Origin of the sequence: Paenibacillus sp. JMULE4, from assembly GCF_013337105.1 — a bacterium.
GTDB classification, from domain to species: Bacteria; Bacillota; Bacilli; order Paenibacillales; family NBRC-103111; genus Paenibacillus_G; species Paenibacillus_G naphthalenovorans.
Window position 1 is genome coordinate 226,248 of the sequence record NZ_SGWF01000012.1, and the last position, 22,954, is coordinate 249,201.

At 49.7% G+C, this 22,954-nt stretch carries 22 protein-coding genes and 1 pseudogene; 5 read left to right on the forward strand and 18 right to left on the reverse strand.

The window, feature by feature from the left end:
- Positions 1 to 39: 39 nt before the first annotated feature.
- The 8 genes and pseudogenes from EXW96_RS10700 to EXW96_RS10735 form a co-directional block, all read right to left on the reverse strand.
- Positions 40 to 282, reverse strand: coding sequence for an HPr family phosphocarrier protein (locus EXW96_RS10700; RefSeq protein ID WP_054819275.1), 243 nt, complete (start codon positions 280 to 282; stop codon positions 40 to 42).
- Positions 283 to 328: 46 nt separating this feature from the next.
- Entirely contained in the window at positions 329 to 733 is a 405-nt protein-coding gene (locus EXW96_RS10705) for a VOC family protein (protein WP_062406535.1), read from the reverse strand.
- A gap of 49 nt (positions 734 to 782) precedes the next feature.
- Positions 783 to 1,409, reverse strand: coding sequence for a fumarylacetoacetate hydrolase family protein (locus EXW96_RS10710; RefSeq protein WP_174350529.1), 627 nt, complete (start codon positions 1,407 to 1,409; stop codon positions 783 to 785).
- Between the two features lie 258 nt (positions 1,410 to 1,667).
- Entirely contained in the window at positions 1,668 to 2,279 is a 612-nt protein-coding gene (locus EXW96_RS10715) for a nitroreductase family protein (protein ID WP_054819273.1), read from the reverse strand.
- 134 nt (positions 2,280 to 2,413) lie between these two features.
- Positions 2,414 to 3,460: an ABC transporter substrate-binding protein gene (locus EXW96_RS10720; RefSeq protein WP_174350530.1), complete on the reverse strand. Its 1,047-nt coding sequence runs from the start codon at positions 3,458 to 3,460 to the stop codon at positions 2,414 to 2,416.
- 26 nt (positions 3,461 to 3,486) lie between these two features.
- Positions 3,487 to 3,828, reverse strand: a complete 342-nt coding sequence (locus tag EXW96_RS10725; protein ID WP_174350531.1) for a 4Fe-4S dicluster domain-containing protein — start codon at positions 3,826 to 3,828, stop codon at positions 3,487 to 3,489.
- A pseudogene (locus EXW96_RS10730) lies at positions 3,828 to 5,436 on the reverse strand (FAD-dependent oxidoreductase). The gene EXW96_RS10725 and the pseudogene EXW96_RS10730 overlap by 1 nt, the downstream one beginning before the upstream one ends.
- A gap of 231 nt (positions 5,437 to 5,667) precedes the next feature.
- Positions 5,668 to 6,444, reverse strand: a complete 777-nt coding sequence (locus tag EXW96_RS10735; protein ID WP_174350532.1) for an ABC transporter permease subunit — start codon at positions 6,442 to 6,444, stop codon at positions 5,668 to 5,670.
- 454 nt (positions 6,445 to 6,898) lie between these two features.
- On the opposite strand from EXW96_RS10735, the gene EXW96_RS10740 reads away from it, so the two are divergent.
- From EXW96_RS10740 to EXW96_RS10755, 4 genes are all read left to right on the forward strand, one after another.
- Positions 6,899 to 7,684: a squalene/phytoene synthase family protein gene (locus tag EXW96_RS10740; RefSeq protein ID WP_062410810.1), complete on the forward strand. Its 786-nt coding sequence runs from the start codon at positions 6,899 to 6,901 to the stop codon at positions 7,682 to 7,684.
- Positions 7,685 to 8,264: 580 nt separating this feature from the next.
- Positions 8,265 to 9,320 carry an ABC transporter substrate-binding protein gene (locus tag EXW96_RS10745; RefSeq protein ID WP_174350533.1) on the forward strand — a complete coding sequence of 352 codons (1,056 nt, stop codon included), beginning with the start codon at positions 8,265 to 8,267 and terminating at the stop codon, positions 9,318 to 9,320.
- A gap of 153 nt (positions 9,321 to 9,473) precedes the next feature.
- Positions 9,474 to 11,090 carry an ABC transporter permease gene (locus EXW96_RS10750; protein WP_309225069.1) on the forward strand — a complete coding sequence of 539 codons (1,617 nt, stop codon included), beginning with the start codon at positions 9,474 to 9,476 and terminating at the stop codon, positions 11,088 to 11,090.
- Entirely contained in the window at positions 11,087 to 12,163 is a 1,077-nt protein-coding gene (locus EXW96_RS10755; protein WP_174350534.1) for an ABC transporter ATP-binding protein, read from the forward strand. The genes EXW96_RS10750 and EXW96_RS10755 overlap by 4 nt, the downstream gene beginning before the upstream one ends.
- On the opposite strand, the gene EXW96_RS27445 is transcribed toward EXW96_RS10755, so the two are convergent.
- The 4 genes from EXW96_RS27445 to EXW96_RS10775 all read right to left on the reverse strand — a co-directional run bounded on the left by EXW96_RS27445 (position 12,110) and on the right by EXW96_RS10775 (position 14,998).
- Complete coding sequence (locus EXW96_RS27445) at positions 12,110 to 12,379, reverse strand: hypothetical protein (RefSeq protein ID WP_074727969.1); 270 nt, start codon at positions 12,377 to 12,379, stop codon at positions 12,110 to 12,112. The genes EXW96_RS10755 and EXW96_RS27445 overlap by 54 nt on opposite strands.
- 303 nt (positions 12,380 to 12,682) lie before the next feature.
- Positions 12,683 to 12,970, reverse strand: coding sequence for a barstar family protein (locus EXW96_RS10765; protein ID WP_062406510.1), 288 nt, complete (start codon positions 12,968 to 12,970; stop codon positions 12,683 to 12,685).
- 16 nt (positions 12,971 to 12,986) lie between these two features.
- Entirely contained in the window at positions 12,987 to 13,421 is a 435-nt protein-coding gene (locus EXW96_RS10770; protein WP_074728115.1) for a ribonuclease domain-containing protein, read from the reverse strand.
- A gap of 332 nt (positions 13,422 to 13,753) precedes the next feature.
- Positions 13,754 to 14,998 carry an IS110 family RNA-guided transposase gene (locus EXW96_RS10775; protein ID WP_074730232.1) on the reverse strand — a complete coding sequence of 415 codons (1,245 nt, stop codon included), beginning with the start codon at positions 14,996 to 14,998 and terminating at the stop codon, positions 13,754 to 13,756.
- Between the two features lie 467 nt (positions 14,999 to 15,465).
- Here EXW96_RS10775 and EXW96_RS10780 point away from each other — a divergent pair, with 467 nt between their 5' ends.
- Positions 15,466 to 15,729, forward strand: a complete 264-nt coding sequence (locus tag EXW96_RS10780; RefSeq protein ID WP_137670675.1) for a thioredoxin domain-containing protein — start codon at positions 15,466 to 15,468, stop codon at positions 15,727 to 15,729.
- Between the two features lie 22 nt (positions 15,730 to 15,751).
- On the opposite strand, the gene qoxD is transcribed toward EXW96_RS10780, so the two are convergent.
- The 6 genes from qoxD to EXW96_RS10810 all read right to left on the reverse strand — a co-directional run bounded on the left by qoxD (position 15,752) and on the right by EXW96_RS10810 (position 22,720).
- Complete coding sequence (gene qoxD, locus EXW96_RS10785) at positions 15,752 to 16,054, reverse strand: cytochrome aa3 quinol oxidase subunit IV (RefSeq protein WP_054819267.1); 303 nt, start codon at positions 16,052 to 16,054, stop codon at positions 15,752 to 15,754.
- Entirely contained in the window at positions 16,055 to 16,660 is a 606-nt protein-coding gene (gene qoxC, locus EXW96_RS10790) for a cytochrome aa3 quinol oxidase subunit III (protein WP_054819266.1), read from the reverse strand.
- Positions 16,650 to 18,626 (reverse strand): cytochrome aa3 quinol oxidase subunit I, encoded by a 1,977-nt coding sequence (gene qoxB, locus EXW96_RS10795; RefSeq protein WP_137670674.1) that lies wholly within the window; start codon positions 18,624 to 18,626, stop codon positions 16,650 to 16,652. The genes qoxC and qoxB overlap by 11 nt, the downstream gene beginning before the upstream one ends.
- Complete coding sequence (qoxA, locus tag EXW96_RS10800; protein ID WP_174350535.1) at positions 18,616 to 19,659, reverse strand: cytochrome aa3 quinol oxidase subunit II; 1,044 nt, start codon at positions 19,657 to 19,659, stop codon at positions 18,616 to 18,618. Before qoxA ends, qoxB begins: the two co-directional genes overlap by 11 nt.
- 276 nt (positions 19,660 to 19,935) lie before the next feature.
- The gene (locus tag EXW96_RS10805) at positions 19,936 to 21,075 is read right to left on the reverse strand and encodes an AI-2E family transporter (RefSeq protein ID WP_174350536.1); all 1,140 of its coding nucleotides are present in this window, start codon (positions 21,073 to 21,075) and stop codon (positions 19,936 to 19,938) included.
- 400 nt (positions 21,076 to 21,475) lie between these two features.
- Positions 21,476 to 22,720 (reverse strand): MFS transporter, encoded by a 1,245-nt coding sequence (locus tag EXW96_RS10810; RefSeq protein ID WP_137670673.1) that lies wholly within the window; start codon positions 22,718 to 22,720, stop codon positions 21,476 to 21,478.
- Positions 22,721 to 22,954 lie beyond the last annotated feature (234 nt).

Here is a 22,954-nt window from a genome sequence, read left to right on the forward strand (position 1 = left end):
GTCGGCTTCTATATCATTATTCATGGACTGATTATTTTATTATTCAACAAGCTTCACCCGCAGCCCATGTTCCCCAAGCACTTCAAGCATGGCGGCCTTCGCTTCTTCCTCATCCGGACCGTGGACATGAAGCTCATGTTCTCCGGAATCCGTAAGGGTGGTATACAATCCGAGAAGGCTTTTGGCATCGACAAATTTATTATTATACTTTAATACAATAGAAGATTTGAATTGATTTGCGGCTTGGACTATCCTAACAATAGTTTCTGTATGAGTCGCCATTACCGTTACCTCCCCAATAAAATGAAATTGATCAATCTTTCAAGACCTACCCTTCCACTCCCGTGCCTGTGTTCCGCTGAACAAATTGAAGAAGCTCACGATCCGGTCCGTAGAAGAAAATGGTCTTTCCCCCGTCTGGAGCAGGTTGAGGTTGTTCGCTGTTGAATTGAATGCCTTTTTGGCGGTAATAGTTCATCGCTTCTTCCATATTGTCCACCGTAAAAGCCAAATGATTGACGATTCCCTTAACGGAGTAATCCCCCTGCGGCTCGCGATCCTGAATCAGCTCGATCTCAAAGCCCGGCTGATTTTCGTGATATAGGAAAGCCATTTCCCGTACAGGGTTTTGTCCTTTGAGCCGCAGCTTATATCCGAACATATCCCTGTAATACGCGATGGACCTTTCCAGATCGGTAACGATAATCGCTACATGCTCCGCTTTTTTTATCATGTTCTTTTTTCTCCTTATCCAGGGTTTTGTGAATTGCTGCTCCAATGCTTTAAGACAGTTTAATCGTACAATCGCCGAGCGTTTGTTCTCCCCATAATAGAGCCAGCCGGTCGCCGTCGGAAACAGGCCCTACTCCCTCCGGGGTCCCGGTAAAAATAATATCCCCTTCACCAAGTCCAAAATGAAGCGCAGAATAATCGACGAGCGTCTGCAGATCAAAAATCATATTTTGAATATTGCCGACCTGAACCTGCTCCCCATTCTTCAAGAGAGCAAAATTGGTAGTTTTACACCCTTCTACACCCGGGAAAGCAATAAATTTAGTCAGCACCGCAGAATTGGGAAAGCCTTTAGCCAAGAGCCAAGGATAGCTTTTTTTCTTCAGCTCGTTTTGGACATCGCGCAAAGTAAAGTCGATGCCGACAGCCATGCCGTCCACAATATCGTCTACTTTGATGCCTTTTTCATAGGGTCTGCCTATCCGAATGACCAACTCGACTTCAAAATGAATGGATCCGCGATCCCCCGGCAGGATGACCTCCTGTCCCTTCGCTTCTACGAGTGCGTGCGTAGGTTTGGAAAACAGAAAAGGGGCTGTGGGGACTTCATTTTGTAATTCCTTTGCATGTAAAGCGTAATTGCGTCCGACACAATAAATGTTTCGAATCGAGTTCATATCGATTACACCTCTTCATCCTTTATAACTTCATTTATGATGGCGGCATCAATACATTCATACCAATGCTTTGAAACAGATGAAAGCAATTGGAAACGATAGTTCAACATTATCACAGGGTTCATTCGTTGTAAACGCTTGATTTTCCTTGAAAAACCAAACACAAAAATCCCCTTCAGGCAACCGAATCGCATCGTTATGGCCGATGTCCTTCTTGGATACCTCAAGGGGAATGAATCTACAGCGGATAGGAGCGGTTTATTTCACGAAACGGACGCGCGCTGTCAGCGGCTGGAATTCCTTATCTCCCGGTTCCGCCGTTTTCTTGCCGAAAGGCAGTTGTGCAATAAGATTCCATTGCTGCGGAATAGTCCATGTTTGTTTGACATCCCCGTCAATCAAGGGATTATAGTGCTGCAGACTGGCGCCGAGGCCTTCCGCATCCAGGGCGGTCCAGATCACGAATTGAAGCATACCTGATGACTGGTGAGACCAGAGAGGAAAGTTGTCTTTATAGGTTGGAAACTGATTTTGCAGCGAATCGATGACGGTCTGGTCCTCGAAGAAAAGGACGGTTCCATATCCGTTGCGGAACCCGTTGATCCGCTGCTCGGTTGCCGAGAAGTCTCCGGTCACGATTTTGCGCAGCGCTTCCTTCGTGATGTCCCAAAGCCTGTTATGATGGTCACCGAACAATACGACAACGCGGGCACTTTGGCTGTTGAACGCGGAGGGCGTATGTTTTACCGCTTCATTCACGATTTCCTGAATACGTACATCGGGTACGGGAGACGCTTTGCTAATGCCATAAATGCTCCGGCGATGTTGGACTGCCGTTAAAAATTCGTTCGCCTTGACTTCAAGGGCCATCGGTAAATTCCTCCTTGGTAGTTATCCTTCATAATCTGACCAAGCGCAGGCTTTACTATTCATCAAGATTTGGCAGTTCATCGTCACGCCGCAATGCTATTCCACCCCGTTAACCAAAGGAACGGAAGGCTTATTCAGGGCTTGTAAATCCAATCCTGAAGATCAAAATCCTTCTTGATAATCCCATTATCGAACAAATATTTTTTGGTGCCTTCAAGCAGCTTCAAGCCATCCTCGGGCAAATCCTCCACAGGCCATTCGCCAATGTCAAAGGAGGCTTTCACAACGTCGACCGGATAACCGGACGATTCGGCATAAAGCTGGTAAAACTCTTCGGCGTTCGACTGAACTTCTTTCGCCGCCCTTTGGCGAATCCCGTTCCACACTTTGACGAATTCAGGGTTTCTCGAAAGATAGTCCTCGCTGACAACACTGACGCTGGAACCGCGAAGATCCGGATGGTTCTTCGCTTCATCAATCGCTTTGTAGCCTTTGCTGATGACCAGCGGACCAAAGCCTGTCGGATAAGCATAGGCTTCAATATCGCCGCGGGCCAACGCCGCTTCGGCGTCCGCCGGAAGCAAATGAACGACCTTGATATCTTTATCCAGCCCTTTCTCAAGAAGCAGGCCTCTGACATAACGGCTCATATATGAACCGTCGGCGGTAGCGATTTTCTTGCCTTTCAGATCTTCCACGATTTGAGGGCCATCCTTCTTGGCTACAAGCCAGGCATTCATGCCGGATTGACTAATATTAATCAGCTTGGTCTTCAGCCCGACGGAACGGGCATTAATCGCAGGCGTATCCCCATAAATGCCTACATCCAGTGCTCCAGAAGCAAGGGCTTCGTTCAGGTTCGGTCCGTTCGGAAACGATTTAATGGTAATCTCGGTCACACCGTGTTTTTTTAATTCCGATTCCAGATATCCTTTTTTCTGCGCCCAGCCTTCCACCCCGGTAATGGTTCCCTTGTTATTTGGAGAAATATAACCGATACGCAGCGTCGGTTCGAGCGAGGTCCCGGATTCCTTCGTTGAAGCTTGACCGGAGGTTCCGCCTGCCTCGGGCGCTTCCGGCGCTTTGGTGCCGGAAGTTCCGCATCCAACAAGGGCAAAAGCAAATACGGCAGTAAGAAGCAATGTAAAAGTCCATTGTTTACGGAATGGTTTCATTTTCATTTCGATAACCCCTTGTCTGTCTCTTTCTAATGGCTGTGCATACGTTTGAATAAAATATAAGATTCGTCTTCAGAAGCGGTGGATTTGGCTCCTTTATTCCAGCCCACGTCTTTACGATAGCTGCCCAGCAAACCGCCATGGATCAGCTCCGATTCATTCAAATCGGCGTCCCGTTCCGCGAACGGCGCTACGTATAAAGCATCCGCGGGGCAGTACAATTCGCACATAAAGCAGCTTTGGCAATCGGATTTCCGTGCGATGACAGGGACGCCGTCCGGTTCGGTTGCCGGATCGAATACGTTCGTCGGGCAAACGGTTACGCACTGGTTGCAGTTGACGCAGCGGTCTTTATTCAGGATTTCGATCACTAGATCGCAGCCTCCTTTTTAGGGTATTCCGAATATTCGGATAATGGTTTGACCCACAGTTGGTCCAGGCCTCCACTGATCAAACGATAATGCTGATTGGGGTCAGAACCCGGATAATCCTCCCGCCGGTGCATTCCGCGCGTCTCGCGGCGAACGCTCGCGCTGGCAAACATCCAGCGGGCTGTTGCTGTCATCGCTGCCGCTTCCCTGATCCGGACGATATCGCCGCCGTCTGTTTGGACCCCGCGTTTCAATTCGTTCCAGACATGGTTGAGGCGCTGAAGTCCCTTCTCCAGGCCAGCTCCCGTTCTAAACCAATTACGGTCGTATGGAAACACTTCGTTCTGGACAGCCTGAATAATCTCTTTGGTATCCGCAGCTCCTTTTTGTCCCGTTGTAACGGTCACAACTCCTGTCCGTTCGGATACTCTTTGCGCATTGCGCCTGGAAGCGTGAATCCCCTGCTTCAGCGCATAGCGAGCCGCCCCCTCGCCCGACCAATATCCTGAAGACATAGCCCAAGCTGCATTATGGCTTCCGCCGCCGGTAAACCCTCCGCATATCAATTCACGCGTTGCCGCATCCCCGGCTGCATACAGTCCCGGCACTTTGGTCGCACAGGTTTCATCAACAACGTGAATCCCGCCCGTTCCGCGCACCGTTCCTTCGAATCTTAGCGAGACAGGAAACTTCTGTGTGAACGGATCAATGCCAAGCCGGTCGAAGGAGAGAAAAAAGTTCGGCTGGGCCTTGCGCATCGTCCGCTTAAGCTCGTCATCCGCTTTATCCAGCCGCGCATAAACCGGCTGCGTGAGCAGTGTTCGCGCAATGACCGAACGGCCGCGCTGTGAACCTGCGCCTTCGATGACCCGGCCGTCTTCATAATAAAAGGTAGCCCAGGTATAGAAGGCTGACTTGGTCACCGGGGAGAACGCAGGGCACAAAGAGTAGGCCGTCGAGAACTCCATTCCTGAAAAATCGGCGCCTGCTTCACCAGCCATGAGGTACCCGTCCCCCGTCAGTACATTCGTACCCAGCGCCTTGCTCAGAAAAGCACAGCCGCCTGTAGCGATGATCACTGCCGCGGCGTCGACACGCCACGACTGCTTCGTCTGAATATGGGTTCCTACGGCTCCGGCAACGCCATGCTCATCGGCAAGAAGCTCTAACGCCGGGCTGTGATCGAGGATTCGCACCCCTGCCTTCTTCACCTGTTTTCTCATCAGCTTCATATATTCCGGCCCTTGAAGGGCTATTGCGCTGGGAAACTCCCTTGTCATCGGTAGGAAACGGGTATCCCCAATCCGCAACTTGATTCATATTGATATACGTACGATCAAGCACCCGCTTCATCCAGCCTCGGTCGGCCAAATAGCCCCCCAGGGCTTCCCGGCTTTTCATCGCAGTCTCCTGCTCCTGAGGCGTCGGGTTCACATACCACACGCCTGTACCGGACGGGGCCGTAGCTCCGCTCGTCCCGCAGTACCCTTTGTCAACCAGTATGACCTTGGCTCCTTCTTTCGCTGCCGCAACCGCCGCCCATGTGCCGGCCGGTCCTCCGCCGATCACCAAAACATCCGCACTAAGATGGACATCATATCCGCTCATTGTAATCCCGCCTTTATTGTAATAAGATTTTTTATGTGAATAAAAAAGCCCGCAGTGAACTTCCAGCTCCCCTGGTTCTTTCAATAACAGCCGGTCTAACATCCGTTATTCCAAATGAGCGAACCTGCCGCTATCCGGCGGAGCAGGCGGATCTTGGCCTCCATGACCACGCTCTGGCGATCGGCACAACACGGCCCATTTCTTTCATGACCATCGCTTCTTCCTCCTGTTCTACGCTTTATTCGCGAAGTTATGGTGCCACTGAAGCAGCCGCCGTTCGAGAAACTTGGTGACAAGATCAGAGCATTTGCCCAGCAGTGCATATAAGATGACACACAAGACGACGACATCCATCCGCATGAACTCGCGGGCATGGGAGGCCATGTAGCCAATGCCGGAATCGGCGGCTATCGTCTCTGCAACAATCAGCGTGATCCACATGATGCCTAGAGAAAACCGCACGCCAAGCAAAATATGGGAGAGAGCCCCCGGCAGGATGACATGGGTGAACAAGGAGACTCCTTTTAAGCCGTAAACGCGTCCCATTTCGATTAACCCCGGATCTACGGAACGAATACCGTGAAAGGTGTTCAGGTAGATCGGAAAGGCGACGCCTAGGGATACAAGAAACAGCTTTGACGTTTCACCAATTCCAAACCAAAGAATGACCAAAGGAATAAGAGCCAAATGCGGAATGGTGCGGAGCATCTGGACGGTTGTATCGATAAACCGTTCCGCCACCGGAAACAGCCCGTTCAACAAACCGATAAGGAAAGCAATACTTCCGCCGATGATAAATCCCAGAAAAGCCCTCTGGGTGCTGGAACTTACATATTCCAGCAGCGTTCCGTCCAGCACGACCTCGATCAGCGCCTCCACTACCTCAAGCGGAGTCGGAAGGATGCGCTGTGAAAGAAATCCTGTGACGCCGAGCACTTGCCACACGGCCAATATAAGAACCGGCAGTACCCAGGGCTGCCAGACGGTTGTGAACTTGCGTTCTGTCATATTCCATCCTCTCCTGGTTTAAAATCGTGTTGATAAAAACAAAGCGACTTCCTACCTTTTTAGTAACAACCTAAAAAGGTGGAAGTCGCCTCTGCGTCGGGTGGACTTACTGATGTTGTCATTATAATAAACAATTCTTATTGACTAACTCGGATTAATATGTTGACATTAATATATCACCCCGCTCACAGACAGTCAATATTTTTTTAACAGCAGCGGAATCCATCCGCTTCAATGCGGTACCGAAACCCTTTTAACACCATACCGCCGCCCTGCAGCCCGCCTTTATTTTCGATTCAGCAGATGGCTTGTTTCAGAATTCGTCAAAAAGTAGTAATATAGAACTTGGCAAGCATGACTTAGGAATGGATGAACAGGTTCAGACTAAGGAAAAGAGACTAGATTTTTTGGAGGGTAGTTCGTGAACAAGACGAATGATTTAATGACTGATGCCATGGAAATGCTGGCGGCAACCAGCCGGACCTTTTACATACCGATCAGCGGTTTGGTTCCCGGTTTAAAGGAAGCGGTAGCCTCTGCTTATTTATGTATGCGGGCGATTGATGAGATCGAAGACCATCCGGAGATGGCCCCTGATGTGAAAATCAAGCTGCTGCTCGGGATAAGCAAACACCTGCATGAGCCTACCGAGCTGGAGTCTCTTTTCTCTCCATATCGTCATACTTTAGATGATGTTACTCTGCGTATTAGCGATTGGGTAAGTCTGTGCCCGCCTTCTATTGCGCCGCGCGTCCTGCAAGGTACGGCGACCATGTCGGAGCAAATGGCCGAGTGGGTGGGCAGAGATTGGAATATACGAACGGAAGAGGATTTGGATTACTACACATACTGCGTGGCCGGAGCGGTTGGGGAACTTCTTTCCGACCTGTGGATGTGGTATGACGGTACCGAAACGGATCGCGCCAAATCAGTAGCCTTCGGCCGCGGCCTTCAGGCTGTAAATATTCTTCGCAACCGTATTGAGGATTCCACCAGAGGCGTGAACTTTTTCCCCGATCATTGGGGCATGGATGAAATGTTCGTCTATACCAAGCGCAATCTGAAACTGGCCGATGAGTATATCGCAGATATTCAGCCCGGTCCGATTCTCAATTTTTGCAGTATTCCGCTGGCACTAGCCCATGCTACCGTCCAGGCTCTGAGCGCCGGTGAAAGCAAGCTGAACCGGGCCGCAGTATTGGAAATCGTAAGCAGGCTGACCGGAGGAGCAAAAGCCTAGAGACTCATTCATATCGGAGAACGGAAGAGCGCGGGCCCGATGCCCGCACCCGCCATATGATGCTCCGGATGATATTTCCCGGTCAATATTCCCCTTAGGAAATTAACAGATAGAAAGCCATAAGATGGGATGCGGAATCCGAGCTGACACGCGGGTCGTCGGATTCCTGAATTTCACCGGCAACGCTGCGTTCCGAATGTCGAACCGCACAGCCGCGGCCCATCTTTGGGAAACCGCCACCTGTCTCACTTTTTCCTCTTATAATAAACGAGCAAGCTATGCCGTAAGGCCCACACAGAACCTCCGGACAAGTTCCCCCGGGACGTCCGCCACCGACGGATTGCCGCCGCTAATTATTCAACCGCTGTACAAAAACTTGAACAATGACCTCTCCAGCTGTACACCTGCGTAAACACCAATAACTCCCATAAATTGTTGAAGATGATGGCTTCACGATCATTTCCGCCCCTTGTCTCTTTAAATCTTTTTTATTTCAAGTTAACAATGTTATACATCTCCGTTAACAGCCTTCTGACAAATGCTATTTATAATATATAAAAAAAGTGTAGGAGAGAGTCAGATGAAAAAAGGATTCTTGATCATGAGTTTGGCGGCATTACTGATCTCCGGCGGCTGCGGCACAAGCGGACAGCCTTCCTCTACGCAAGGAGCGCAAGCCACTCCGCAAACAGAGCCGGTTCCGGAAGCAACCAACCCGGTTTCCGGAAAGCTGTCGTTCTATACTTCCCAGCCGGAAGGCGATGTGACCAAGCTGATTGCCGAATTCAACAAGAAATACCCTGATGTTCAAGTCACAAGCTTCCGGTCCGGAACGGAAGAAGTGACCGCCAAAATTGCGGCGGAAAACCAAGCCGGAAAAGTGCAGGCGGACGTACTTTTGCTGGCTGATTCCGTAACCTTCGAAGGCTTAAAGAAGCAGGATCTGCTGTTATCCTACAAATCGCCGGAATTATCTAAAATTCCAAAGGATTTTACAGATCCGGATGGAATGTATTCCGGCACGAAGGTCATGGCCACCGTGCTTGCGATCAATACACAAAAGGCAGCAACCCCGCCGTCCTCTTGGAAAGCGCTGGCTGCCGCCGAGACCAGGGATGCCGACATCATGCCAAGTCCGCTCTATTCCGGCGCCGCCGCATATAATGTGGGCGTCTTTACCCGCACCGAAGGATTCGGATGGGATTATTTCAAAGGCTTGAAAGCAAACAACATTGCCGTTGTCAAAGGGAATGGAGCCGTTCTGAACGCCGTAGCGAGCGGTGAAAAATCGTACGGCATGGTCGTTGATTATCTTGTAGCCCGCGAGAAGGCCAAGGGTGCTCCCGTCGATTTGATCTACCCCGCGGAAGGTGTACCTGTGATTACCGAACCGATCGGAATTATGAAACAAACGGCAAACGAAAAGGCGGCTAAAGCTTTCGTCGATTTTGTTCTGTCCGAGGAAGGCCAAAAATTAGCCTCCGATATCGGATACACGCCGATTCGCGAAGGCATTCCGGCGCCGCAAGGATTAAAGAGCATCTCCGAACTTAAAGTCATCTCCTCGGATATTTCCCAATTGACCAACGACCGCGACTCGGATAAAAAACAGTTTACAGAATTGTTCGGACAATAAGAAGCGGAGATTATCCATCATGATCGATTCGAAAAACGTTCAGCTGGCAAGGGAGGAAATCGGGGAACCCTCCCCCTCCTCTCTTCCTTCCTTTCGCTTACTAAACGAGCGGCTGTTCTGCTGGCCATTCTTTCTCTTCTCGTGTTCTTTATCGTGCCTATAGCAAAATTAATAGGGTTAAGCGCGCAGAGCAGCACCGGTTTTTCGCTGGAACATTATGCGGATATTTTACGGCAGGAACGGTTATGGAAGACGTTGAAGGATACGTTTATTATCGTAGCAGGTTCCTCTTCGGTATCTATTCTGTTAGGCGTCCTAGCCGCGTGGGTGATGGCTTACACCGACCTAAGACATAAAAAAGCGCTGCATATGGCAATGATGCTTTCCTTTATACTTCCTTCCTACGTGTTGACGTTATCCTGGTCTTCCTTCATGGGCACCCAGGGGATCGCCGCACATGTACTGCAATGGTTTAACCCCAATGCCAAGCCATGGAGCATGTACAGCTACGGCGGAATTATTTTCGTCATGGGCATTCATCATTTCCCCCTGGTTTATCTTTTGACCGTTGACGTGCTGAAGAAAATTCCCCGTGATTTGGAATGGGCGACAAGGGCCGGCGGGGCGGGAAAGCTGAAGACATTTTGTCTGATCACGCTTCCCTTGGCCTTACCCGGATTGACGGCGGGAGGACTGCTTGTATTCTTATCCTCCTTGGACAATTTCGGAATCCCGGCTTTTCTCGGCATTCCGAAAAACATATCCGTATTAAGCACGCTGATTTATGAGGAAATCGTCGGCTTTGGCCCCTCCGCCTTTGCAAGAGGAGCGGTATTATCCGTTATGCTGGGAATGATCGCCGTCATTGTCACCCTTCTGCAATGGCTTGCCGTCAGAAAAATCAAAACGGCGGATACCGTTATGATCGATAACCATCCGCGCTACTCGCTTGGAAAGCACCGGACATGGATAACTGCCGCCGTTTGGGCTTTTCTCGCCATGATAACGGTTGTCCCATTGGTTTCCATGGTCGCCACTTCCTTGAAAAAAGCATACGGGCTTCCTTTTCATCCGGCCAATTTGACGCTCTCCAACTACAGATACATTCTGTTTGAAAATCCAAAAGTATGGCAATCGATTCAAAACAGCCTGATGCTTTCCGTAACAACACTGGCCGTCTGCCTGGTGCTCGGTTCTCTGCTTGCTTATGCCCGGGTGCGCAAGCCTTCATGGATAACCAAATCGGCAGAGTTGGCGGTCGCCGTACCTTACACACTGCCCGGAATTGTATTTGGTTTAGCCATGATTTTTGCCTGGATGGAGCCGATTCCCGGATGGAATCCCGGCATTTACGGCTCGATCCGCATTTTGTTTATCGCTTATGTGTGCCGTTTTCTCATTTTGCAGGTGAGGGCGGGGATCGCTTCCTTTATGCAAATCGATGTTTCGATGGAAGAAGCGGCCCGCATTTTTGGCGCCGGTTTCTGGAGAAAATGGACTTCCATCCTGCTGCCGCTTCTGCTTCCGGGACTGCTTAGCGGCGCGTTTCTTGTCTTTTTGACGGCTTTTACCGAGCTTACCGTGTCTGCATTGTTATGGTCGACAGGCTCTCAAACCATCGGGGTGACCATATTCAACTTTGAGCAGGCCGGCGATACGCTGTACTCAACCGCCCTATCCAGCTTGATTGTCATCATGATCATTGTGGGAATGGCGGTTCTGCACACGCTGAACAAGCGTCAATCCAAAAAAGGAGTTCAGCAGCCATGAGCATTCAATTCATCGAAGTCAGCAAAGCGTTCGGCAGCTTTCAGGCCCTGAAATCTTTAAATTTAACGATAGACAAAGGCGAATTCCTCGCGATTCTGGGCCCTTCCGGCTGCGGGAAGACGACACTCCTGCGGCTGCTCGCAGGCTTTGAACAGCCTTCGACCGGAGAAATCTACATGAATCAGACACTCGTGGCAAAGCCGGGCTACAGCCTGCCACCGGAAAAAAGAAGAATCGGGATGGTATTTCAGGCCTTTGCCCTGTGGCCGCACATGAACGTGGCGGAGCACGTCCGTTTTCCCATCCGTCATCACAAGGAGACGCCATCCCATATCCGGAAAAATGAGCAGCACCGGATCGCCAGCGTCCTGCAAATGGTCGGCTTGCCGGAGCACGGTTCACGTATGCCGCATGAGCTGTCCGGAGGCCAAAAGCAGCGGGTCGCTATCGCAAGAGCCATTGCCGCAGAACCCTCGATTTTGTTGATGGACGAACCGCTCAGCAGTCTGGATGCGATGCTTCGCATGGATATGCGCCGTGAAATCCAGTCCGTCCACAGACAAACCGGAACGGCTGTCGTGTATGTAACGCACGACCAAGGCGAGGCCTTGGCGATGGCGGACCGGATTGTCGTCATGAAGGACGGGAATATCGAACAAGTCGGGACGCCGCAAGATATTTATCTGCGGCCGCAAACGGAATTTGTCGCCAAATTCGTATCCAAAGCCAATCTCATCCGAGGCCGGTGGCATAACGATACGTTCGTACCGGCAGGCTCCGACGGTACCGTGCAATGGAGCGGCAGCCGTGTGGCAAGCTATTTTAAATCGCGCGGTCTATATCCGGCAAGACCGGATCAATTGCTGCCGGGCCCGCCCAATCAGACAGGTATTCAGGGCAAGGTGATGAACGTGCAGTTTCAGGGCAGGGAATTTATTTATCATATTCGTTGCGAGGACGGACAATGGGAAATTTGCTCTCCGCTTCACTTTCAGTTGAACGACAAGGTGTCCATTCAATTAGCGGCCGGCGAACAGCATTTGAAATATAACCATATCGGGGTGTTTGCGTGACGAAAAGGCGAAGTTAATTTGTTCGCTGCAGGATGGGATGCCGTTAGTTCGTCCGGGCGATTCAAAAAATACGTTCTGGTCTTCGCGAGAGGAAGGGGCGACTTGTGCCGGCGAAGAACTCGGCGCTTCGGCATACCCTTGCGGCTTCACCGCTGCTCTTTGCCGGAAGCTCTCTTGCGAGATCTTCGGCTGTCTGTGCTCTTCGCGCGAACGCATCGGTTTCCTCTCTCCTTTCCCGCGACCACCCAAGTCTACAGCGTCAGCCCTTGGCGGCTTTGGATTTTGCCTTGGTGTGGAGGCTCATCCGACTAACACTGCCTCAAATTGGGCTCGTGTACCTTGGCCCGTGCTTTTGCCTCCGGCATCCTTCAGATTCCGCCTCGCGGCGGACGCCCTTGCCCTTGGCTAACGGTAGGCGCTCGCCAGCCCCCGTTCGGGACTCTCACCCTAAAGATGACGCCCATGCCATGCTGGGCGTACACAGCAATAAACCGGAGGCCGATGTCCTCCGGTTTATCATCATGGCGCACTATTTTCGACGACTTCCAAGTAAAAGCCATCCACCTCTTGTTCCGCTTCTCTTAGAAGATCAAGCAATTGATCCGCGTATTCACCCAGATGACGTCTGCTGGCTTCTGGATCTATCCATCGGATCGTCAAGGGGAGCCGTACCCATCCCGTCAGGCAATCCCACAAAGCGTCCAGATTGCTGCCATAGGTGTCGGGCAGCTGCAGTTCTTTTTTTAGAAAGTCGTGTAATTGCTGCCGTTCCTTTATGTGACTTCCTTCTAACTGTACCGTATGCACATGCGTCCTCCCCTTGTTATTTTATCCGGGTAAACGTTCGATAATGATCTGTAGTCTTATAGATGAGCCCATCGTTGGAAAAGACGATCCGGTCGCTGCCGCGGGCTCCCTTTTTATAATTGATATCGGCCTCATACCATATTCTCCCGTTCTTCTTGGGAAGCAAGCCTTCGCGGTTTTGAAATACATCGCCGCCTATGCTTTTGCCGGGCGCGACTTCCGCCAGATTGCCCTTTTGCGGATCCCATCCTAATTTTCTGGCTTCATTCTTGGTAATAAAATTATCCGGAAGCTTACCGTGCTTCGAGATGTATTCCGCAACCTCATCGAAACCGGTTAGTGCTGCAGTTTGCCCCGCCTGATCTTCACGGTCAACTGCAGGTGCACAGCCGCTCAAACCTATGAATAATGAAACGATGAGCACTGTGCAAAGCCATTTCCATAACTTCATCACTTTCCTGCTTTCCCCCAAACTGATTTGATCTTCATTAATAATGTGGCATATTTTGATCATAAAAACAATTTGTGTTTCAAAGATGTCACATCATCATTAAGGATCGCAAAGTCAAAAATAATATTTGACAAAATTGTGAACAGGCGTAGAATGGAAATAAAGTCCAGCGGTAATATGTCAAGTCCCTGATTCGTGGAAATTGGAAATTATTTTGGCCCAAAACGCGATGACTCAGGGAAAAAGGCAACACCAAACTAAACCCAGTCGAAAATCGAGTTAATTACCAGATTTTAACTGGGAATCCGTGAAGGACTTTGGCAAAGGAGGCGTTAATCCTTCGCAGTTGTCACCTTCCTTCCAGGCGTGTAGAGTTGGCCGTTGCGTAGCAGCACATCGACCAGACGCACAAGTTTTCTTGCCGTTAAGACGAGGGCGCGTTTGTGTTGATGCTTAGGCACTTCAACGTACTTCTTCCGGTAATACTCGCCGAATTCCGGTTCGCGGTTTTTCACCGAGTTGGCAGCTTCAACAAGGTAATAACGAAGGAATCGGTTGCCGGAACGAATGCGTTTGGTATCTTCGGCCTCAAAGCCCCCGGACTGATGTTTACGCCATGTCAGGCCTGCATATTTAGCTACGGCGGCCTGATCGCTAAAGCGTTCGATGTCGCCGATCTCCGCCAGAATGCCGGCGGCGTACACCCGGTCGATGCCCGGAATGGAGCGCAGGCACTGAGCGCCGGGGATGCCAGCCAGAATGCGTTCGATCGCCTTGTCCAGCTCTTTCAGTTGGCTCTGAATACTCCGGATGGCCTGTATGGAAGTGCCGAGAACCAGATCAATGGAATCCTCTACGACCTTTGAAAGGCGGTAGGACGCTCGTGCAGCCTTCTGGATGCAGCGGGCGACATGCTCCGGGTCAGGGAAACGGTTCTTTCCCTTCTCCTTGAGATAGTCGGCCAAGTCGGCGACTTCCATGTCGGCAATCTCATCGAGGCTGAACTTTTCCGAGAGCATCTCCATGATGGCGTGGCCGAAAACGGAGCTGTCGACTTCGGAACGAAACGCATTGCATTTGTAGAACAGATTCTGCAGGAAGTACTGCTTCTCGCGTGTCAGGTTGTGAACCAGATGGTACCGCATGCGCGTCAGGCGCTGAAGCGCGATGTACTGCTCCTGCATGACGATGGTCGTCGTGAGACGGCCGAAGCGCAGGCGTTCGGCGATGATCCAGGCATCGATCCGATCGGTCTTGTCCATATCCGCGTAGGCTTCCCGGAACTTGTTGATAAGCTTCGGGTTGATCGTGAACACCTTGGTTTTCCGCTCTTGAAGCGAGGCATCCTCATGCAGGTACATAGCCGGATGCCAGCTATAGACCGAGGTTGCTTCAAGGCCGATATGGATTTCGGAAGCCGGCAGCTTGTCCGCAGCAGCCACGATGCGGTCGCGCAGATGCGAGGCACCGTGCAGATTGTTTTCTACCTTGAGCGTTTCAAGCGTATCGCCTTCCGGATTCATGAAACACGCTTCCAGTTCTTCTGAACTGACGTCAATACCGACAAATAATTTCAAGGGTGATCCCTCCCTTCTGGATTCGGGATTTAGGGAATTGGACTCTTCGGGATGCCCCCAGCGCGCTCGCCGATCAGTCACCCTCGCATATGAGAACTTCCTTCGGTCCATGAGCTGCCTCGAAGCTGCTATCTTCGAGCATGGGTTGCCGAAGGGGACAGCCAGCGGGTAAGAAGTTCAAACGAGTGCTGGGGAAACAGACTTTAGATGTAGTCGAACTACAGGAGTGAGACGAATTTCCCCAAATGACCCTAAGCTCATTGTCTGGGAACATCACGAAAAGTCCAAGACCCTAATTGTATTTTTTAAAGTTGTCAAAGAGCGGTTTTCTCTCTGGACCCCGACTTCCGCTCCTTGCCCTTCGGGCTGCGGTGCGGGTCGGCTACGTCCACCATAGTTTCACTGCAGATTAACTGGAAATTCTTCAAAAAGAAGATTCTAAACATACTATACGAGGAGTGAAGATCATGAACGAACCTCAACCGAAAGCGATGAAATTCACCAACACCGTTTCGGCCGCATCCGCCATTTTAGGGTTTATCGTTATTATTATGAGCTTCTTTGTAAGCGGTATCCAAACGGAATATCTTTTATTCAGCGGCATAGGCGTTATCGTCTCGTCTGTATTCGTGTATCTTTTCGGCTTAGTCCTGGGTCTGATGGAGAATGCGGCCCACGAAAGCAGCCGAAGCCTTTCCACCTCGAAAAAAAGGGCTACCCCAAGTCATTAAGACGGGGCGCCCTCTTTTCTTGTTAATGGATATGGTCTCCAAACGACATGACCCATATGGTCCCGAGTACAATGATAATGGCCATGAAAATACCATAAAAAATATTAATGAGCTGCGATTTTCGATCCTCACCCTCATTGACATGCATGAACATGAATAATTGAAGTCCGGCTTGGATTACCGCCAAAGTGCCGATAATCCACATAATGGTATGAAACGGCAAGGATGTTTTTAAGGCCACGCCGGCTGCGGCAAAGGTGAGCACCAAGGATAATATAAATCCAAAGACATGCCCCAAGGGAAAGCCTTTCGCTTTGTTATCCATTTAAGCCACCATCCCTTTTAAATACACGAATGTAAAGATAAAGATCCAGACGACATCCAGAAAATGCCAGTACAAGCCGATAATAAATGTTTTTCGAGCCGTTACCGGAGTCAAGCCTCTTTGCAGAAGCTGAATAATGATCATGATCCCCCAGCCGATCCCCAAGGTCACGTGCGCACCGTGAGTTCCGAGCAGAACGAAAAAGCTGGACAGGAAGGCGCTCGTTTGCATGGTGGCGCCCAAATGAACGTAGTGGATGAATTCGTTCACTTCCATATAGAGAAACCCGATCCCCAGCAGGAAAGTAACTGCCAGCCAACCGATCAAGCCTTTGAGATGATTTCGGCGCATTTCGAAGATAGCTAAACCGCAGGTAAAGCTGCTGGTCAACAGCAATAGGGTTTGAATCATGACTTCTTTGATCATAATAATGTCCTGATGGGTCGGACCCCCTGCATACCGTTCGTAAAGCACGCCGTACACACCGAAAAGCGTCGAGAACAAGACGATCTCAGCCCCGAGGAAAATCCAGAATCCGAGAACATTCATCCGGTTTTGTGCGGTTTGATATTCCAAAGGCTGCGTTGTGTTGACATTAGCCGACATACCGGTTCACCTCTCCTTCCCTGTTTCTCCAAGCCTGCTCCGTCATTTCAATTTCTTCCTTATGCACGTGATAACCGTCGTCGTAGTCGAAAGAGCGGACGATCATTCCGACAATAATGCCTACAGCCGCAACTGCCGCCGCCATGTGCCATTCGAATACCAGAAAGAATCCGGTAATGCCGAACACCACGCACATGATAAACGGAAGTCCCGTATTGCTGGGCATATGAATCTCTTCAATTTCCTCTTTTTTAAGTGTCAGGCCTACGTTGTTCTTTTTCATATGCCAGAAGGCATCCTGTGTCGTTACTTCCGGAAGCTTGGTGAAATTATAATGCTGAACCGGCGAAGCGGTAGCCCACTCCAGTGTTCTCGCATCCCACGGGTCACTGGATACGTTGCGGTCCGCATAGCGAATACTCCAGTAAATGTTATAACAGAAGACGGCAAAACCTATCGCCAGGATCACGGAGCCGATCGCCGACACCAGGAACAGCGGAGCGAAGCCCGATTCCGCCGAGTAAGTGTAAGCCCGTCTTACCGCACCGTCCAAACCAAGGAAGAACATCGGAAAGAACGTAATATTGAAGCCGATGACAAACAGCCAGAAGTGCCATTTGCCGATTTTTTCATTCAGCATGTGACCGAACATTTTGGGCCACCAGTAGTATAGGCCGGCAAATACGGCAAATACTACACCTGGAATCAGAACGTAATGGAAATGCGCGACCAGAAAAAGCGTATTATGATACTGATAGTCGGCCGCACCCATGCCCAGCATCACGCCCGTGACCCCGCCGATCACAAAGCAGGGTATAAAAGCCAGCGCCCACAGCATCGCGGTCGTCATTTTGATGCGGCCTTTGCGCATCGTAAACAACCAGTTAAACATTTTGACGCCTGTCGGAACGGCAATCAGCATCGTCGTAATCGAGAAGAACGAGTTGACCAACGCTCCCGCGCCCATGGTGTAAAAGTGGTGCACCCACACGACCATACTGAGAATGGCAATCCCCAGAATGGAAAATACCATCGATTTATAGCCATAAAGCGTTTTGCGGGAGAAGGTCGCAATGACTTCGGAGAAGATTCCGAACGCCGGGAGTATGACAATATATACTTCCGGGTGAGCCCAAAGCCAGAACAGGTTCGCCCACAGCATATCCAGACCGCCGCCGGATAAGGTAAAGAAATGGGTGCCGTACAACCGGTCGAACGTCATCAGGGCAAGCGCCACCGTAAAGATCGGGAAGGCAGCCACAATGATTACGGATGTGATTAATGTCGTCCAGGTGAACATCGGCATTTTCATTAAAGTCATGCCTTTGGTTCTCATTTTGAGAATGGTGACGATAAAATTGATCCCTGTCATCAGCGTGCCGATCCCTGCGATCTGCAGAGCAATGGCATAATAGTTGTTGCCTATGCCGGGACTGAATTCTTTACCCGCAAGGGGGAAGTAGGAAGTCCATCCCGCATCGGGAGATCCGCCGATTACAAACGAGATGTTAAACAGCATCGCACCGCTGAAGAACAGCCAGAAGCTCCAGGCGTTCAATTGCGGGAAAGCCACATCCCTCGCTCCGATTTGCAGAGGAATAATGACGTTCATCAATCCGATCAGGAACGGCATCGCCATGAATAGAATCATAATCACACCGTGCGTCGTAAAAATTTCGTTGTAATGCTGAGCGTTCAAAAACTGCAATTCCGGCCTGGACGTTTGCGCCTTCATTAACAAGCCGTCCATGCCTCCGCGGAAAAACATCAGAACAGCGGAGATGATATACATAATTCCGATCCGTTTATGGTCGACGGTGGTCAGCCATTCCTTCCACAGCCATCTCCACCTTTTGAGATAAGTCAGTGTTGCGACAATCCCGATTATGGTCAAAAGAATGGCAATCTGAGAACCTAGAATTAACGGATCCCCCGTTATAAAAAACTCATCCCATTTAATGCCCATGATGCCCACCTCCGTCGGTGATACTCTGTTCTTTCTGCTCTACAGGACTGGTTTCTTTGTTCCCGGGATTACCTTTGTTCCCGGTGTTATCTATGTTCCCTGCGTTCCCTTTGCCTTTGTTCTGATAATTATCTTCTTCCTCAAACACTTTGCCCTGATAACCGTGATACCTGTACAGCTCAGGATGGGTGTACGTCAAGGAATCGGGCTCCGCATGGTTAACCCATTCCAGATGCGTATTGGAAAAAGTCAATCGTCCCAAATGAGTCGGTCTCAACAGCTCTTCATATTTTTCTTCCGTCAGCTTCGGAGCGGTATTGGCGACATCCTTTACCCATTGGTCAAAATCCTCTTGGGTTTGAGCCAACACCTCAAATTCCATATCCGCATATCCCCGGCCGTTGAAGTTGGTGTTCCGGCCTAAATACGAACCGGGATGATCCGCGACAAGATACAATTGCGTCTGCATTTTGCCCATCGTATATTTTTGTCCGCCTAAAGCCGGAACCCAGAAAGACTGCATGGTGCTGGCCGACGTTAATTTAAACAAAATAGGCGTATCCTCCGGTATATTGACATAGTTGACGGTCTCGATCCCCTGCTCCGGATAGCTGAAGATCCATTTCCAATCCGCCGAGGTGACATGAATCGTAATCGGCTTTTTTTCCTCATAGCCCTTGGGGACTTCCTCCAAATCATACAGCGTTGTTACCGTAGGGATCGTCAAGGCGACAACGATGAGGATCGGAATCGCGGTCCAAATGACCTCAAGCAGCGTACTGCCGTGCTCCTCCGGCGGCTCATAATCTTTATTTTCAGGCCTCTCGCGATATTTCCACACAATATAACCGAACAGCCCGAACACGACGACAACGACAAGCAGCATCCAAATCAATGACCAGTTAATCAGCTCCATAATGCTTCTGGCCACAGGTCCCTGGGGTTGAAAAACAACCAGATTCGGTTCGCAGCCGCTTAGCAGCACAACCAAAATGATTGCCAGTGGAGAAAATAGTAGCTTGCGGTAATTCATGGTGGCTCATCTCCTTTCAGAAACAGAGATTGCGAAAAATTTCACAATCTGTTCAAAATCTTTGTGATTCATTTCACTTGATAACTAGATCATAGCACGGCCTTTTCAAGGAAAGTGTTACAGATCGGTTAAAACTGTGACAAATCCGGGAATTTACTTGTTTCATAAAAATTCTGAAGGGAGCCAAACCGCTCGAGAAAACGCCGTGTTCATTCGGATCGCCAAAACGGCAAAAAGACATCCTCTCAGGGATGCCTTTATTCTCAAATAGCCATATCAATCTACAGGTGTATATAACCCGGATCGTTCCTTCATCCATTCGAACAAGTGAGAAACAATGACTTTCAATACGGCATAGCCGGGAACGGCCAAGATCACGCCAAGCACTCCGAATAAGTTGCCTGCCGTTAAAATAACAAAAATGATCGTAATCGGATGAATCTGCAGCGTTTTGCCCATAATTTGCGGAGAGATGAATTTGCCTTCAATTAACTGAACAATGGTCCAGATCACGATCATTTTCAGCAGCATGACCGGTGAAGTCACCGTGGCCACGATCAGAGCCGGTGTGATGGCAATCGCCGGACCCAAATAAGGTACGATACTCGTACAGGCCGCTACGATCGCCAGGACAAGGGAATATTCCAAACCGATAATGCGGTAGCCCACGTATAATAAGAAGCCGATGCAGCAGCTGACGATGATCTGTCCCCGGATATAAGAACTGATCTGATTATTCATCTCGATCATCACCCGGTGCGTTTCATCGCGAAGCGCTGTAGGTATGAAGCCCAAAATATATTGTGGGAGCTTTCGTCCGTCCTTCAGCAGATAAAACAATATAAACGGTACGATAATGACAGCGAGAATGGTTTCCGTTACAGCCCCCACAAAGCTTCCGATACTCGCTCCCGCACGATTCACAATTGCGGAAACTCTGGATGACAGGCTGTTCATCCAGTCGGTTGAGCTCGTACCCAGCGTTTGCTGAAGCTGATTGAAAATCGGACTGCCTATGAGCTGCCTGAACCTGGTTTCGAACTCTTTGCTGTATCTGGGGATGTTATCCATCAGCCCGAGTACTTGTTCGCGGATAAGCGGTACAACCGTCACCAGGAGCAGGGTAATCCCACAAATAATGACCAGATACAGAAGGAAGATCGCATAAACCCGTTTGATCCTCTTTCTCTCCATCCAATTGACAATAGGATTGAGTAAATAAAAGGCGATTCCTGTGAGGAGAAGCGGAAGCAGCACGGTCTTGACCAGCACAACGAGAGGCGCGAATACGTAAGGGATTTTGTTTAGTACCAAAATGTTTAAGCCGATCAAAAGCAAGATCATTAAAAACAAGACGAATTTATTATTTAGAAAGAAACGTCTAAACGTATTCGTCCTATGACGCGGATCCCCCATGCGGTTTAATCCTCCTGACTATTCGGCAATGGTTAACTGCGGCATTCACTTTCTACATAGAATAACTTTTATTTGAGGAAAGAACAAGCAACAATTCACAAGAGCCGGAAAGCAGCATGAAATGTGCATAACTTCCATTGTGGATATGTTAGTATGTTTCAAAAAAACGAACCACAGCCTCTATAGATCAGATGTTAATTTTGTGGATAAGCCTGTGGATAATGCAGCTTAAAACCCGTTATTTCTCCATAAAACAAACAGACCGCCCCAAAAGGGACGGCCTCGACAGCTATCATTTTAGACCAATGGGTTTATATGCTCACGACCGGGCCTGATCCGATGATTCCATCGGCTGCCGGATCAATCATGCGGTTTGGTTGGGCATCTGGGCATCGCCTGATTACCCCGACTTCCTCTCGGTTTTCCATTTCCATTTATCGAGGGTCATCGCGGAACCCGACATGGAAGGAACCATATGAAAGCGAACGGCCAGCATAGTCCCGAACACAATCAAAATCATGCCCGTCGCGACAAAAATCCAATGAATATTAACGAACATCCCCATGCCGCCTCCAAGCAGCGGTCCGATCATCGATCCCAATTGATTCGCGCTCTGGGTAAAACCGAACGACCTTCCACGAAAGTCCGGGTCCGTACTGCGAACAGCAAGAGTATTGACCGAAGGCACCACCGCAGCGATAAATAAGCCGAACAGGAACTGAATAACCGTAAAAAGCCATAACTGCTGGACGAAATATTGCAGGCAGACGACCCCGCCTCCGATAATCAAGCCCAGATGCAGCACCGTCCGGTAGCCGTATTTCTCTCCAACCTTCCCCCAATACGGTGAAGCGATAATACCTGCAATCCCAATAAGAGAAAAAATAATGCCGGAGGTCAGTACGGTGCCTTGCAAGTTGCCTTGAAGATCGGCAATATGAAGCGCCAGCATAGGCTGGATCATATTGATGCATAACTGAAAAACGACAAGCACGGACAACAATTGAAGAAATGTGCGGTTGCGCACAGCCATTCTGAAGCTGTCGGCCAGTTTGACACTTTCACCGGGAGCCGCTTTGCCTGTTTCCTTTATCCAGATGAGCACCGCTACCGTTGCGAGGAAGATGATGGAGGCGGAAACGACAAATGACATCCGCATTCCAAACCAGTTGGCAAGCAGCCCGCCGAACAAGGGACCGATAATCCCTCCCGTCATCGTTCCCGCCTGCATCAAACCAAGAGAGAAGCCCATCTTGTTCTCCGGAACGCTTGAAGCTACGATAGCCATGGAAGCCGGGACGAACCCTCCCACAAAACCGTGTAATAAACGGGCTCCCATAAGCTCCCATGGATTGGTTACGAGCGCGAACAGCGCATAAACGATTGCAAGAGAGAAGCCTGCCCGTATGACCATTCGCCGTTTCCCGTATTTATCCGCCATGGAGCCCCAGAACGGAGCCATGACCGCACCTACCAGGAACGATGATGAATAGATCACACCGGCCCACAAATGAACATTGCCCTGCTCCACACCCAAATCAAACAGAAACAAAGGCAGGAACGGCACCGCCATCGTATAGCTGGAACTGCAAAAAAGCACTCCTATCCACAAAATGATTAACGTTCGTTTCCATGATTCCAACATACTTCACTTCCGATTTTATAAATTGATGGACTATAATGCAAAACCCAAACCAACAGATCCAGCGATGGTTTTTGGAACTGGATCAGTATATTCCCCTCTATATTTCTATATCTTTTCAAAAGAAATTGCGTTTCTATAGTTTATGCTAACTCGAACTGTAAAAAGAAGCCATGGATATCCTTACTATGAATCATGGACAATATTACTTTTTTAGGTAAATGCAAAAAAACCGAA